Source organism: Mycobacterium hackensackense (assembly GCF_025822555.1).
Classification (GTDB): Bacteria; Actinomycetota; Actinomycetes; order Mycobacteriales; family Mycobacteriaceae; genus Mycobacterium; species Mycobacterium fluoranthenivorans.
In genome coordinates, this window is sequence record NZ_JACKUC010000029.1 from 1,262,145 (window position 1) to 1,275,796 (window position 13,652).

General features: G+C 64.3%; 12 protein-coding genes. 9 read left to right on the forward strand and 3 right to left on the reverse strand.

The annotated features are described in order from the left end of the window. Positions 1-5 precede the first annotated feature (5 nt). The 7 genes from H7J86_RS09095 to H7J86_RS09125 all read left to right on the forward strand — a co-directional run bounded on the left by H7J86_RS09095 (position 6) and on the right by H7J86_RS09125 (position 9,081). Positions 6-1,184, forward strand: a complete 1,179-nt coding sequence (locus tag H7J86_RS09095) for an aromatic ring-hydroxylating oxygenase subunit alpha (protein ID WP_187098387.1) — start codon at positions 6-8, stop codon at positions 1,182-1,184. A gap of 4 nt (positions 1,185-1,188) precedes the next feature. Next, positions 1,189-2,085: a hypothetical protein gene (locus tag H7J86_RS09100; RefSeq protein WP_267290499.1), complete on the forward strand. Its 897-nt coding sequence runs from the start codon at positions 1,189-1,191 to the stop codon at positions 2,083-2,085. Continuing rightward, entirely contained in the window at positions 2,082-2,837 is a 756-nt protein-coding gene (locus H7J86_RS33365) for a Zn-ribbon domain-containing OB-fold protein (protein ID WP_187098385.1), read from the forward strand. Before H7J86_RS09100 ends, H7J86_RS33365 begins: the two co-directional genes overlap by 4 nt. Continuing rightward, positions 2,834-4,000, forward strand: a complete 1,167-nt coding sequence (locus H7J86_RS09110; RefSeq protein ID WP_187098384.1) for a thiolase C-terminal domain-containing protein — start codon at positions 2,834-2,836, stop codon at positions 3,998-4,000. The genes H7J86_RS33365 and H7J86_RS09110 overlap by 4 nt, the downstream gene beginning before the upstream one ends. A gap of 28 nt (positions 4,001-4,028) precedes the next feature. Beyond that, a complete protein-coding gene (locus H7J86_RS09115; RefSeq protein ID WP_187098383.1) occupies positions 4,029-5,543 on the forward strand; it encodes a class I adenylate-forming enzyme family protein in 1,515 nt (504 codons plus the stop codon). Positions 5,544-5,694: 151 nt separating this feature from the next. After that, a complete protein-coding gene (locus H7J86_RS09120; RefSeq protein WP_267290500.1) occupies positions 5,695-6,948 on the forward strand; it encodes a PucR family transcriptional regulator in 1,254 nt (417 codons plus the stop codon). 126 nt (positions 6,949-7,074) lie between these two features. After that, positions 7,075-9,081, forward strand: a complete 2,007-nt coding sequence (locus tag H7J86_RS09125) for a fatty acid desaturase (protein WP_267290501.1) — start codon at positions 7,075-7,077, stop codon at positions 9,079-9,081. 94 nt (positions 9,082-9,175) lie between these two features. Here the strand turns inward: H7J86_RS09125 and H7J86_RS09130 are convergent, their stop codons facing one another. The 3 genes from H7J86_RS09130 to H7J86_RS09140 are packed head-to-tail and all read right to left on the reverse strand — an operon-like array spanning position 9,176 to position 10,890. Continuing rightward, a complete protein-coding gene (locus H7J86_RS09130) occupies positions 9,176-9,952 on the reverse strand; it encodes an SDR family NAD(P)-dependent oxidoreductase (protein ID WP_187098381.1) in 777 nt (258 codons plus the stop codon). Positions 9,953-9,965: 13 nt separating this feature from the next. Next, positions 9,966-10,655 carry a TetR/AcrR family transcriptional regulator gene (locus H7J86_RS09135; RefSeq protein ID WP_267290502.1) on the reverse strand — a complete coding sequence of 230 codons (690 nt, stop codon included), beginning with the start codon at positions 10,653-10,655 and terminating at the stop codon, positions 9,966-9,968. 7 nt (positions 10,656-10,662) lie between these two features. Continuing rightward, a complete protein-coding gene (locus H7J86_RS09140; protein ID WP_267290665.1) occupies positions 10,663-10,890 on the reverse strand; it encodes a hypothetical protein in 228 nt (75 codons plus the stop codon). 609 nt (positions 10,891-11,499) lie between these two features. Between H7J86_RS09140 and H7J86_RS09145 the strand changes: the two genes are divergently transcribed. Continuing rightward, positions 11,500-12,366 carry an SDR family NAD(P)-dependent oxidoreductase gene (locus H7J86_RS09145; protein ID WP_267290503.1) on the forward strand — a complete coding sequence of 289 codons (867 nt, stop codon included), beginning with the start codon at positions 11,500-11,502 and terminating at the stop codon, positions 12,364-12,366. A gap of 22 nt (positions 12,367-12,388) precedes the next feature. After that, positions 12,389-13,621, forward strand: a complete 1,233-nt coding sequence (locus tag H7J86_RS09150; RefSeq protein ID WP_267290504.1) for a cytochrome P450 — start codon at positions 12,389-12,391, stop codon at positions 13,619-13,621. The last annotated feature ends 31 nt before the right edge of the window (positions 13,622-13,652 follow it).

The following is a 13,652-nucleotide window of genomic DNA, read 5'->3' on the forward strand; positions in this document are numbered from 1 at the left end:
ACATCATGACAACATCGCTTCCCCGGCAGGATCGCATCCGTCGGGCGCTGGAGCTGCTACGCAACGAGACGACCGACAAGTTCGACGACGTCGTCGATTTCGCCGCACACGAGTTCACCGACCCGGTGCTGGCCCAGCAGGAGCGGGACCATATCTTCGGCAAGGTGCCGTCGATCGTGGCGCACAGTACGGAGTTGGCGAAGCCGTACGACTTCCTCACCATCCAGATGCCCCGGAACAACGTCATCGTCGTCCGTCAGAAAGACGGCGGGATCAAGGCGTTCGTCAACCTGTGCCGGCACCGCGGTGCCATGCTGGAAGACAACGAGAAGGGCCGGTGCCGGTTCTTTTCGTGCCAGTACCACCGCTGGTCGTACAACCCCGATGGATCGCTGCGAATGGTGACCAGGGACAACACCTTCGGCGAGATCGACCACAAGGAGCACGGACTGATCGAGTTGCCGTGCGAGGAACGGCACGGGTTCATCTGGCTGGTCGACAATGCGCACGCCTCGATCGACGTCGCCGACTGGCTGGGCCCGGAGATGGACACCATCCTGGCGGACTACCGCCTTGACGAGCTGGAATGTGTACGGGCGGCGGGCTTCGACGAACCCACCAACTGGAAGATCATGCAGGACGCGTTCCTGGACGGGTACCACATTCAGTACGCACACCCGAACACCGCGGGCAAGATCATTCACACAAACGTCATGGCGTTCGAAGACTTCGGCAGGCACTGCCGCTTCATCGCACCGCGCAAGTCGATCGACCGGTGGTTGGAGGAGGATCCCGGGGACCGCCAGCTCGATCGCTACGTCACCGAAACGCACTTTCTGCTACCCAACAGCACTCTGCTGCGCCAGCCCGACCACTTCCAGTTGCTGACCTTCCGTCCACACCCCCAGGACCCGACCCGGTCTCGTATGGAGCAGCGCCTGATGGTGCCTCCGGTGGAGAAGTCGGGGATGACCGAAGAACACTGGAACAAGCTCTGGGACAAGAACTGGCAGATCCTCCTCGCGGTACTGCACAACGAGGATTTCCCCCTGCTGCGCAACTCTCAGCGCGGGATGGCCAGTGCCGACGCCGGCGATATGCTGCTGGGCCGCAACGAGACCGCTAACCAGGTGTTCCGCCGCGAAACCAAGAAGCTCGTCGCCGAAGGCATCGGCGCCTCCTGACCCGATGATCAAATACGAATGGCGAAACAGCCTCAGTGAGGCCGAGTCGACCGAACTCGCGGACCTGCTGCGCCGAGCCGCCGAATACGATGCCGAACCCGAGTACACCACAATCGACTTCCGTGATGTCGAACACTCGATGGCACAACCGGATTCGACGAGCCGCCACCTGCTGGTCTGGATGCTTCCCTACGCCACCGCGCTGGGCGAACGGGACCGGCCCGAGCGGATCGCTGCGCTGCTGCGAATCACAGCTTCGGGCGATGGCTTCGGCGAAGCCGCCCTCGTCGTGGACCCTGCTCTGCGGTCCATCGGTATCGTGACCCTGTTGCTGGAACGCGTCGGTCTGGATACCTCGGCACCCGGAGGCTGGCTGGACACCGGCGTGCACACACTGACCGCGTGGGCGCAGGGCAACCACCCGGCCACCGGCCGGATCAGTAACCGATTCCTGATCCCGCGGACACGGCGCGTGTGGAAGCTCATCCGCGCCACCGATTCGGTCGAAGACGCCGCCGGTGCACCAGTGCTGGAACCCATCTCGGCCTCGGCTCTTGACGACCTTGGGTGGGCGTCCCGCTTGTCGACGACCGTGGCGTGTCACGCCCTACGCGAGGGCGGACGGGTCATCGGCGCGGTCGCCCTCGATCTCGCGCCCGTGCTGTCCGAGGAGTTCGGCTGCTGCGCCACGGTCCGGTCAGTGGCCAACGCACCCAACGCCGATGCCCGGCACCGCAGACAACTGCTCAACGGTGCCGCGGCGATCGCACACGAGGCGTGTCGTACCGGGCTGATCATCCATGTCGACTCCGCCGATTCACGCCTGGTCAACGCATGCCGCCTGGCCGATTTTCAACATGACCGCACCGATGTGCTCCTACAACTTGGAGGCCACGCATGACAGTCGACCTCGAGACCCTTCCCCCCGATCTCGCCAATACCGTAGAGGCTCACGGCAAGGCCGTCGCCGCCGGCGACAATCGATCCGTTCTGGCGGATTTCCTGCCCGATCGGCTCGGACAGCTGATCGCCTCAGCTGATGTGCCCAATCGCCTCAAAGGCGCTGAGGTTCGGAGCATTTCCGATGCTGGAGACGGCCGCTACGACGCCGTCATCCGGTACACCAAACCCGATGACGAATGGTTCGAGCTGCGCAGCCGTTGGTTGCGGTTCGACGACGGCAGCTGGCGGGTCTTCAGCGTGCGCAACATTCCAGCCACTGCGCCATGGATGGACATCACCGGCCCGGCCGAGGACGGTTCCGACCAACCACACTGGGACGGCCTGCGCGACGGTGTGCTGCGAATCCAGCGGTGTGCCGAGTGCCAGACCTGGATCTGGTCGCCACGCCCGATCTGCCCGTCCTGCCATTCCTTCGACACCCGTTGGGAGGCGGTGGAACCCACCGGCACGGTGTACTCGTGGACCCGGACCTGGCAGCCGTTCACTCCCGAGAGCACCGGGCACCTACCCTACGTGGTGGTGCTGGTGGAACTGCCCGGCGCCGGCGGATCACGAGTGATCGGCGTCCTCGCAGACGCCGACGGCATCACCCCCGCCATCGGCGCACCCGTACATGGCACCATCGAGGCTCCGCGGGACGAAAAGCACTGGCCGTTATTGCGCTGGCACCTCGAAAGTGAGGCAACGTGAGCGGGTTCCGCGGATCCACCGCGGTGGTCGGGGTCGGCAGTACCGGTTACTACAAGCGCGGGACCAGCCCGCTCACCTCACCACAGCTGGTACTCCAGGCCATCTTGCGCGCATGCGAGGACGCCGGTGCCGACCCCCGCAAAGTGGACGGATTCGTCTCCTACGGCGGGGATTCCAGCGAGGGCATCGCCATCGGCGCGGCGCTCGGGGTTCACGAGGTTCGATGGTCCACGGAGGTGTGGGGCGGCGGGGGCGGCGGCATCGCCGCGGCGATCAACTGTGCCGCGGCCGCGGTGTACAGCGGGCAGGCCGAGTGCGTGGCGGTGTACCGGGGCCTGTCCGAGGCCACCGATGGCCGTCGCGCCTTCGCCAAAGGCCATCTCGGATCGCTTTATGCCGCGCACGGCGTGCTCGCACCTGCCCAGGTGTGTGCCCTGCGTACCCAGCGGCTACTGGAGGTCGATGGAGTGCCTCGGTCGGCGCTGGAGGCTGTCTCATTGGCCGGCTACCACCATGCCCGCAACAATCCCGAGGCGGTGGGCTACGGCAATACGGTCGATCACGAGCGCTACGAGAACAGTCGGTGGATCTCCGAACCACTGCATCTGTTCGACTGTTCCAGGGAGAACGACGGCGCGGCCGCCGTCCTGGTGGTCAGTGCCGAGCGCGTAGCCGACTACCGCGGTGTGCCTGCATTCATCCTGTCCGGGGTGCAAGGTGCTGCCGCCGGCTGGACCGAATCGGTGGAGAACGAACAGAATTACACCACCGCGGGCTTCCATCCGGCGCTGGTTCAGCGGCTGTGGTCGGGCGCCGGTATCGGACCGAAGGAAGTCGACGTGGCGCAGGTCTACGAAAACTTCACGGGGCCTGCTGTGGCCTCGATCATCGACCACGGATTGAGCCCGGCGGGTCCGGCTGCGGGTGACTTCCTCACCGTGGAGAACCTCACGGTGGGTACCGGCGCACTCCCGATCAACACCGCAGGAGGCAACATCGCGGAGGGGTTCGTGCACGGCGTCGGTCTCGTGGCGGAAGCGGTGCGGCAGATCCGTGGCGGCTCTCCCAATCCGGTGGGCGGTGCCGACGTCTCACTGCTGATCGGCGGCCCGATGGCACCATTGGTCAGTTCGACATTGTTCGGGTCACCGGCGACGGTGTGACACCGGCATTCCTGGAGCGAGGAGAATGATGGCAGCGACGGTTGGTTCCGCCCTCAACTGGTGGGCCAGAACCAAGGGCGAACAGACCGCTCTCATCGTGGCAGAGGACCGGTTGACGTACCGGGAGTTGCACGACTGGTCGAGCAGGCTGGCGCGGCGGCTCACCGATGAGGGCGTCAAACCCGGCGATCGGATCGGACTGCTGGGCCCGAACTCGCTGGAGTGGCCGGTCGCAGCGCTGGCGATCATCAAGACCGGCGCGGTGCTCGTACCGCTGAACGCCCGGCTCAAAGCAGCCGAGATTCGCAAGGTCGCCGATGACTCCGGGCTGAGTCTCATCGTGGCCAGCCCGTCGCACCTGCCGACAGCGGAGGAGGCGCGCATCGGCGGCCGGGACTTCGCTGTCCTGGATTTCGGCGTCGTGGATGCCGAGCGCGATGGGGCCCCAGACGATTTCAAGATCGACCGGGCACCGGAAGAACCCATCGCGGTGATCTTCACCAGCGGATCGACCGGCCTGTCCAAAGGTGTCATCCTCACCAGCGCGACACTGCTCGGCATCGTGCTGGAGAACACGCTCACCCAGGACGGATTCAGCCCGGGCACCGTGGCGCTCCTAGTCCTGCCGCTGGCATTCACACCGGGGTTGGTCTACGGCGTGCTGGTCACCACGGTTCTCGGTGGAACCCTGGTCGTCGAACCCGAACTCAACCCGTCCCGTGCGGTGAACCTCATCGAACAGCACGGTGTGCGTGTGCTCTTCGGTGTTCCACTGATCTTCGAGGCACTGTCGCAGGCTCCGGAATTCACCGATGCCGATCTGAGTTCGTTGCAGACCGCGATCATCGGCGGTGCGGCGGTGCCCGTCGAGCTATTGGGCCGCTGGGCGGCCAAAGGGGTTCTGCTGCGCCAGATCTACGGAATGACGGAGTCCGGCGGGGTGGCCACTGCGACCCTCACCCACGAAGCACTCGAACATCCCGGCTCCTGTGGAATCGGATCCATCTTCACCGAGGTGCGGGTGATGGGCACCGACGGCGCACTGCTGGGACCGGGCGAGTTGGGCGAATTGGTGGTCCGCGGCCCAGGTGTCACGCCCGGGTACTGGGACGCGCCAGAGGAGACCGCAGCCGCCATCCACGACGGCTGGTTGCACAGCGGCGACCTCGGCACCAGCGACGAAGCGGGCCGGGTAACCTTCGTCGACAGGCTCAAGGACCTCATCATCTCCGGGGGTATCAACATTTCTCCTGTCGAGTTGGAGTCGGCGATCGCCACCTTGGACGGGGTGGCCGAAGTGGCGGTCATCGCCGCCGCCGACGCCCGGTTCGGCGAGACTCCAGCCGCAATCATCACCGGAACCGTCAGCGACGAGGCCGTGGTGATCCACCATTGCGAGGCACTGCTGTCCGACTACAAGGTGCCGCGGTATGTGGTGCTTCGGGACGAGCCATTGCCGCGCCTGCCCAGCGGGAAACTCGACAAACGCACCATTCGCACCGAGTACCGGGATGTGGCAGAACGGTTCCCACGCGCCCGGTGAAGGGTCCTCCGGGGCAGATGTGAAGTTAAAAAGCCCGTCTCCCCCGCTCACCCGGACCCTAGTCGAGGGCAGAGTGCTCGTCGGGAGGTCACCCCACGCAGCGAACCCGTTTCGTCGAGTTCGCCATGCCAGCCGCCGCTAGTGTGCAGTGATGGACACGCGAGAACCAGCGGCGCACGGCGCAGCCGCCGGCCCGGGGATCGCCGCGAGCATGCTCACCAACGTGTCCAGTCTGGCCGAGGACATGCTGGAGTATCTGGCCGAGCGGATACCGGAGGTCGGCGCGGACGACGAGCTTCGCGGCCTGACTCTGGGATCGTGCTCATCGAATATCGAAGCAGCGCTATCGATGTTTCGGCACGGGATCGACGTCGCGGCGGCACAAGCCCCGGTGACAGCACTCGAGCACGCACGCGCGATGGCATCGCGGGGGCATAGCGTCGATGTGATGCTGCGGTTCTACCGGCTGGGCCATGAATACTTCACCGAGAAACTCTCTGACGCGCTCGCCGAAGGCGTCGGCGACCCCAACGTCGCACTGAGAACGTTCGCTGACCTGGAGCGGTTCGGGTTTCGCTATATCGACCGTATCTCCAGCCTGGTAGCTGCCGAGTACGTCGCCGAACTCGACCGACGCCAAAACCAGGCACGAGTCGAACGCGACGACGTCGTGCGCGCACTGCTCGCCGGCGAACGCATCGACAACGCCCGGGCCGAACGAATGCTCAGCCACCGGCTCACCGGCCGACAGATCGGTTTCGTCTGCTGGACCGCTGACCGCGATGTGGACCTCGACCGACTCGCCAGACGCGTCGGCCGGTATCTCGGAGCGAGTCACTCACTGGTCGTCGCAGACGGCCCACTGGCAGTGTGGGCATGGGCACCGATCACCGGCGACGTGCAGAGTTCTCTCACGAGCATGGCGACCGACCTTCCCGGTGAGCACGACAACGTGCACATCGCGGTCGGGTCACCGCATCTGGGGCCCGCCGGCTTTCGCGCCTCCCACCTCGAAGCCATCCGCACCCGTCGGGTCATCGAACTGTCGGGGCGCGCGGCGCCCTCGATCACTGCATTCACCGATGTTGCGTTGGTGGACGTTATTTCACAAGACCTGGACGCGGCAAGGGCTTTCGTTGCCGACCAACTCGGCGATCTCGCCCGAGACGATGCCAAAGAGCGCGGTGAGCGCGCCGCATTGCTGGCGGTGCTCGACGCCCAGGGCAGCCTCACGACCGCGGCACGCACCCTAGGGATCCACAAGAACACGGTCCTGCAAAGAATGCGCCGTGCCGAAGAGCGCCGGGGCCGGCCCGCAACAGTCAAGATCGCCGAACTGCATGCCGCGCTCTTGGTCTGCAGCGTGCTAGGGAACGCGGTGCTGCCCGATTCATCGCCTCACTGACCGGAGCCCAAGCGCACCAGATGTGCTCGCAGCACATCGCAGGGGGCTGGGAGGTCCTTGATGACCGATGTCCACCATCAATAGGTTTCGAGTCACCACCCCCAAGCACCACCGAGGAGTCCGACGGTGACCACGGCTCAACACTCCCAACCCCCAGCAGCGGCCGCACGACATGCCTTGCCCGATCCAGGCGAGCAGGTTCCGATGCTGTCCTGGCCGATAGTCGGCATCTTCACCTTCGCGCTCGCGCTCTTCGGCGCATCGACGTGGGCTGCCCTCGCCGACACGATGCCCGCGATCGTCACCGTCGCCGCGAGCGCCGCAGCGATCTTCGTCATGTTCACCGTGCTGCACGACGCCTCGCACTACTCGATCAGCTCACATCGCTGGGTCAACCTTGCCTTCGGCCGCGTGGCGATGTTCTTCGTCTCACCCCTGATCTCCTTCAAGTCCTTCGCGTTCATCCATATCGAGCACCACCGCAACACCAACGACGGTGAGCTTGATCCCGATCACTTCGTCAGCGCCGCGCCCTGGTGGCAGCTGCCCATCCGGTTTCCGGCGATGGACCTGCCCTACGTCGGTCTTTTGGTGCGTCACATACGCAGGCGCCCGCGCGCCGAGATTGTGGAAACCGCGACGTTGATGACCCTCACTGTCACAGTTGTCGTGTGGGCCGCGTTCACCGGACATCTGTGGACGCTCGCGCTGATCTACTTGATTCCCGAGCGGGTGGCGATGTTCGTGCTGGCGTGGTGGTTCGACTGGCTCCCCCACCACGACCTGGAAGACACCCAACGCGAAAACCGCTACCGCGCGACCCGCAATCGTGTCGGCTCAGAATGGATACTGACTCCCCTGCTCCTGTCGCAGAACTATCACCTCGTCCACCACTTACACCCCTCCATCCCCTTCTACCGCTACGTTGCCGCCTGGCGGCGCAATGAGGCCGCCTACCTCGAACACGACCCCGCGATAAACACCGTCTTCGGCCAGCAACTGGATGCCACCCAGTACCGCGAGTGGAAACGCCTCAACGGAAAACTGGCTACCCTACTCCCGGTCCGAGTACCGCCTTCTTCGACGGCGCGCCCTGCCTGCACCCACCCGATTCCCGTCAAGAGCGTCGAGCCCCTGACTCCCGACAGCGTCAAGGTGACTTTCGACGTTCCCGAACCCCTGCGCGGCCAGTTCCAATTCCAGGCCGGCCAACACCTGACCGTCAAGCACGGTATCCGCGGAAAGGAGGTGCGACGAAACTACTCGATCTGCACCTCGCCCGCGTCGGGAGAACTGGCGGTCGGAATCCGGCGCATCGACGGCGGGAGGTTCTCCACCTTCGCAGCCGACACACTGCGAGCCGGTGACGTGTTGGAGTTGATGACACCCACGGGTAGTTTCGGCGGGCCCCTTGACCCACTCGCTCGCCGCGACTACGTGGCGGTAGCGGCCGGCAGCGGTATCACACCCATCCTGTCGATCATGGCCACCACCATGGAGATTGAGACCGAAAGCCGCTTCACCCTCTTCTACGGCAACCGAACCCAAGAGTCCACTATGTTCGCCACCGAACTCGACGAACTCGAAGCCCGATATGCAGACCGGTTACGCATCTTCCATATCCGCTCAGCCGAGGCCCACCACCCCGCCTCGCTACGCGGCCACATCGATCTAGCGATGATCCAACGGCTTCTCGGCGGCGATGTCACGTCTGTCGACCGGTGGTACCTTTGCGGCCCAGGCGATCTCGTCACGGCGATACAGCGTGGCCTTGCGTCCGAGGGGGTTCCGGCCGAGCAGGTACACCTCGAACTGTTCCGCGGCACGAGCCGACCCGCGTACGTCGCTGACTTCCCCGAGTCCGATGTGACCATCACGCTGACAGGGACAACTCACACCGTGAAACTCGCCGCCGGTGAGACCATCCTCGAATCCGCACTCAACAACGACATCGACGCCCCGTACGCGTGCCTGGGTGGAGCATGTGGCACGTGTAAGGCCAAGATGATCTCGGGAGCAGTGTCAATGGAACAGAACTTTGCACTCAATAAGCCAGAGCTCGAAGCCGGATTCATCCTGACCTGCCAGTCGCATCCCACCACCGCCAAAGTCGCGGTCGACTTCGACGCCTGAGCTATGTAGATACGGTCCCGTGCCGTCGGCATCGCGTCGACCCGCCCTGGAGTGTTCGTCATCGTTCACCGATCCTGGGATACCGCGAGTTCCGTCAGTGGCCGGAGGTACCTCCATCGACCGCGAGAGTCGATCCGGTGATGTAGCTGGAGGCGCGGGCGGCCAAGAACACCACTGCAGTGTCGATCTCCCGTTGGGTGGCGACGCGTCCGAGCGGACACGTGGCCAGAAATCCCGCCAGCGTGTCCTCGGACATCTCACTGATCATGTCGGTCTCGACGAAACCGGGCGCGATGGCATTCACCCTGATCCCCTTTCGCGCCGACCACTGATTGGACAGATCACGTGTCAGCCCGATCAATCCGGCCTTGCTGGCCGCATAGGCCGCTTGGGGCAGTGTGGATTTCATCAGCCCGAGCATGCTGGACACATTGACGATGCTCGAACCGTGGCCCATCACCCGAGCACTGGCCTGCGCCATCCAGTACGCCCCGTTCAGGTTCACATCAAGCACCGCGCGGAAGTCCTCGGGCAGCTCAGCGGTCGCGGGCGCGACATGCGACATTCCAGCATTGTTGACCAGGACGTCGACGCGGCCGAACTCCGCCACCGCCGCATCGACGAGCGCGGCACACGCGTCGGGCGAGGTCACATCGGTCGGCACTGCCAGGCAAGCGCCCCCAGCCTGCCGGACCTTCTCCGCGGTGGCCTCGAGCTGTGGGCGCCGCCTGCCTGCGATCACTACGTCGGCCCCGGCTTCAGCGAGGGCTTCGGCAAAACCGGCTCCCAGCCCACTGCCTGCACCGGTGACAATGGCCACCGCTCCGGTGAGACGGAACAGGTCGAGCACGGACCCCGATTCCGACAGCATTGATCTTCCCCCTTCAGTCGATCTGATCGCAATGAACTGCCGGCCTGGATGCAAATGTGCACAGCGCCCCGTCCAACAGTCTGCCGAGCAATGTCGCCGCGCAGCCACGACCCGGGTGGATCAGCACCCCGCACATGATCGCCAGCAGCGCCTCGACGAGCCCCTCGTCGTCGTTGTCCAGGCCGAGAGACAGTTCGCCCTCCCGCATTGCATCCGAAACCACGCTCGACAGGAACGTTCTCAATTCATCGACGCCGCAACCCAGCTCATGCCTCAGCGATTTGTCACGCTGCCCGTCCAACAGTGACATGGCGAGGAAGGCACGACAGCCCGGGATGTCGTCGTCCGCTCTCGCCCAATACGCCACAAAGGCCGTCAACTGGTTCACCACGCCACGCTCGCGGCGAGCCAGGGCGATGCTCGAGGTCATGACGCTCGCGACGGAATGCGCAGCGACGACTCGATACAACACCCGTTTACTTGCGAAGTAGTAGTTGACGCACGGCCTGGTCAGTTCGGCGCGATCGGCGACTTCGCGGAACGTCGTTGCGTCATAACCAAGTTCAGCGAAGGCCGAGCGCGCAGCACCGATGATCCGGGCGCATGTCTGGTCTCCCACTGATGCCGGCGGCCTTCCACGCCCGCGGCGGGAGTGCGCGTCCGATGGCGTCCGATGACGGTCGTCCGCAAGCGTCGCGTTCATTTGGCAGTCACCGCCGTGCCTGACGGGCGGCACACAGCCGCTGCGAATGTGCTTTTCTCCCAGCCGAGTTCGACTCGGTCTGCGGGACATCCTCCAGGCTACTCAGCCCTGACCGCTCCTGCACCTCCTCGCGTTGGGCGTGATACGACACCTCGGCCGGCAACACGTCCTCGACCATGAAGCCAGAGAGTCGCTCGTGGTGATCAGCCGCCCTGGCGGACATCGCGAAGTCCATGACCACTCCCCTCCCCGCACGATCGCCGGATAAATCTAATGCCATTAGCTGAGTAGATGCCAGATAATACGTGAGGCATCGCAATTCGCCCACTCGCGACCGCCGAGATCGGTCGCCGATACCACGCAATGCGGTCTCAAGGATCCAAGTACCCGGCCCAATCGAATCTTCATCGATCGACCTCCACCCCCGCATTCAGCTACTTCGCAGCCAGTCGTCCATCGGGCGCCACGGCGCTGTCGCGCCGGACCGCTCGCGACACCACCAACGCGCACCAGGATCGACGACTCCGGCACATATGAGCTGGAGCATCCACTGACCTCAAGAGGCCGGCAGGCCCGGCACGGGCAGTTCTGCGATGCGGACAAGCCGGCTTCCGACTCATGCCGGACCAGCGTCCCCGCCAGTCCGGCATGAGTCGCGCGATCGCCACCCAGATACCCGCTCCACGTGGGTAAACAGCCGAAAATTAGCGGCTGACACTTTTTGATTGACGTCTCATACCTATCGGCGTAAGGTTTCTCGGCAGGTGTTGCACGTCACAGTGCCGCCGTGTTGTGAGTGGCACTGCATACCGCCCCGTGGGCGGGGTTAACCCAGAGGAGGGTCATGAAGCTAGACGGAAAAGTCGCGTTGATCACCGGAGCCGGGTCAGGTCTCGGCCGGCAGAGTTCGCTTTTGTTCAGCGCCGAGGGTGCAAAAGTGGCCATCGTCGATATCGACGGAGATCGAGCCGAGCAAACGTTGAAGCTGGTCTCGGAGGCCGGTGGCGACGCGATCGCGATCACCGCCGACGTGGCGGCGAAGAACGAGATCGACGCGGCGGTGCGCGAAACCGTCGAACACTTCGGCAAGCTCGATATCGCCTGGGCCAATGCCGGTGTGGTGTCCCGCGGCGGAGTCCCCTCGGTGGCGGGCGGCGAGTTCGTAGCCTTCGAAGACCTCACCGAATCCGATTGGCAGCACGTCCTCGGCGTCAACCTGTCCGGCGTCGTATACACGGCGCAGGCCGCCGTTCCTCACCTGAAGGCCAACGGCGGCGGCACCATCCTCGCCACGTCTTCGGCGGCGTCGATGGTCGCCTACCACAACATAGCGCTGTACTCGGCAACCAAGGCCGGCGTCAACGGTCTCGTCCGCGGCTTGGCTCTTGACTTGGGCCGCTGGGGAATTCGGGTCAATGCCCTGGCCCCGACGCATGGTATGTCGCCGAACTTCCTGATGCCGCCGGGAACACCGGTGGTGGGACAATCCTACGAAGAGGTCGCGGGCCCGTGGAATCCGACGGTATCCCCCATCCCGCTCAAGCTGCAGCGGCCTCCTTCGCTGGACGACAACGCGAAGGTGGCTCTGTTTCTGGTCAGCGACGATTCGGCCTACATCTCCGGTGCGACCATCGGAGCCACCGACGGTGGCACCCTCACGCGTGTCGGCATGTGGTTCGACGAAGACCTCAACCCACAGCCCATTTCCTAGAACACCGCGAAGGACAGCCCTGATGACCACAGCAGCAACCAGTGTTCCGGCCGAGCTCATCGTGGACTTCGACGTCTACGATCCCACGTTGGCAGCACCGATCGATGTCATGCGCGAGAAGATCGCGGAGTTGGCAGCCAAAGGTCCCGTGGTGTATTCCACTGCGCACGGCGGTCATTGGATCGTCACGCACTACAAGGAGATCCACCAGGTGTTGGCCGATGCCGATACCTTCTCCAGCTACCCGAACAATCTGCTGACGCCGGCTGATTTCGGCAAGTTCATACCGTTGGAGCTCGATCCACCGGATCACACGTCCTACCGTCGAGTGCTACAGCCGTTGTTCAGCCCGCAACGGATGAGAAAGCTCGGCGACGACATCCGCAGCGTCGTCAACGATCTGATCGATCAGATGGCGCCGAAGGGAGAGGCCGAGTTCATCTCCGAGTTCGCCCACGAGTTGCCCGCGCGGGTCTTTCTGGCGTTGATGGACTGGCCGCTAGAGGACGCGGCCCTGTTCTCCGAGGCAACCGACGCGATCCTGTTCGGCAAGCCGGGTGGAACCGAAGAAGAGTCACAACAGGCCATCATGGCCGCATCGCTGACGGTCGCCGGCTATTTCAGCGGGGTGATCGCCGAACGTCGAGGAAAGTCCGGCGATGACGTCACGACAACATTGATCAACACCGAGGTCGAACTCCCTGACGGCACGCGCCAATTGACCGACGAAGAACTGTTCCGGATGTTCTTTTTGCTGTTGATGGGCGGCCTTCATACCGTGCAGGGCTCGTTGGCATGGTCGATAGTGCACCTGACCAAGAATCCCGAACAGCGCGCTGCGCTGATCGCCGATCCCGCCTTGATCCCCCAGGCCGTGGAAGAGATCCTGCGAATGGAGGCCGCGGTCATCCCCGGTCGCCGGGCCACCCGCGACGTCGTCATCGGGGGCGTCCAGATCAGCAAAGACGATCAGCTGATCGCACCGTTGTGCGCAGCCAACTGGGACGCACAGGAATTCGGAAACCCGGACGAACTGGACATCGAGCGTCGACCCAACCGGCACCTGTCCTTCGGCGCCGGGGTGCATCGCTGCCTGGGCTCACACCTGGGCCGAGTCGAGCTGGTCATTGCGTTGGAAGAATTACACCGTCGCATCCCCGACTATCAGCTCGTCGACTCGGATCGGCCGGAGTTCCACGCGACACAGGTCCGCGGGTGCAAGCGGATGCCCATCACGTTCACACCGGAGCGGTAACACTCTTCCGGCGGTGGCCGCTGTTCTGTCA

What these genes read in the sequence shown, in the direction of transcription:
- H7J86_RS09100 (WP_267290499.1), top strand. Translation starts at nt 1,189, where the DNA reads ATGATCAAATACGAATGGCGAAACAGCCTCAGTGAGGCCGAGTCGACC.
- H7J86_RS09140 (WP_267290665.1), bottom strand. Translation starts at nt 10,890, where the DNA reads ATGGACTTCGCGATGTCCGCCAGGGCGGCTGATCACCACGAGCGACTC.
- H7J86_RS09130 (WP_187098381.1), bottom strand. Translation starts at nt 9,952, where the DNA reads ATGCTGTCGGAATCGGGGTCCGTGCTCGACCTGTTCCGTCTCACCGGA.
- H7J86_RS09150 (WP_267290504.1), top strand. Translation starts at nt 12,389, where the DNA reads ATGACCACAGCAGCAACCAGTGTTCCGGCCGAGCTCATCGTGGACTTC.
- H7J86_RS09135 (WP_267290502.1), bottom strand. Translation starts at nt 10,655, where the DNA reads ATGAACGCGACGCTTGCGGACGACCGTCATCGGACGCCATCGGACGCG.
- H7J86_RS09120 (WP_267290500.1), top strand. Translation starts at nt 5,695, where the DNA reads ATGGACACGCGAGAACCAGCGGCGCACGGCGCAGCCGCCGGCCCGGGG.
- H7J86_RS33365 (WP_187098385.1), top strand. Translation starts at nt 2,082, where the DNA reads ATGACAGTCGACCTCGAGACCCTTCCCCCCGATCTCGCCAATACCGTA.
- H7J86_RS09115 (WP_187098383.1), top strand. Translation starts at nt 4,029, where the DNA reads ATGGCAGCGACGGTTGGTTCCGCCCTCAACTGGTGGGCCAGAACCAAG.
- H7J86_RS09095 (WP_187098387.1), top strand. Translation starts at nt 6, where the DNA reads ATGACAACATCGCTTCCCCGGCAGGATCGCATCCGTCGGGCGCTGGAG.
- H7J86_RS09145 (WP_267290503.1), top strand. Translation starts at nt 11,500, where the DNA reads ATGAAGCTAGACGGAAAAGTCGCGTTGATCACCGGAGCCGGGTCAGGT.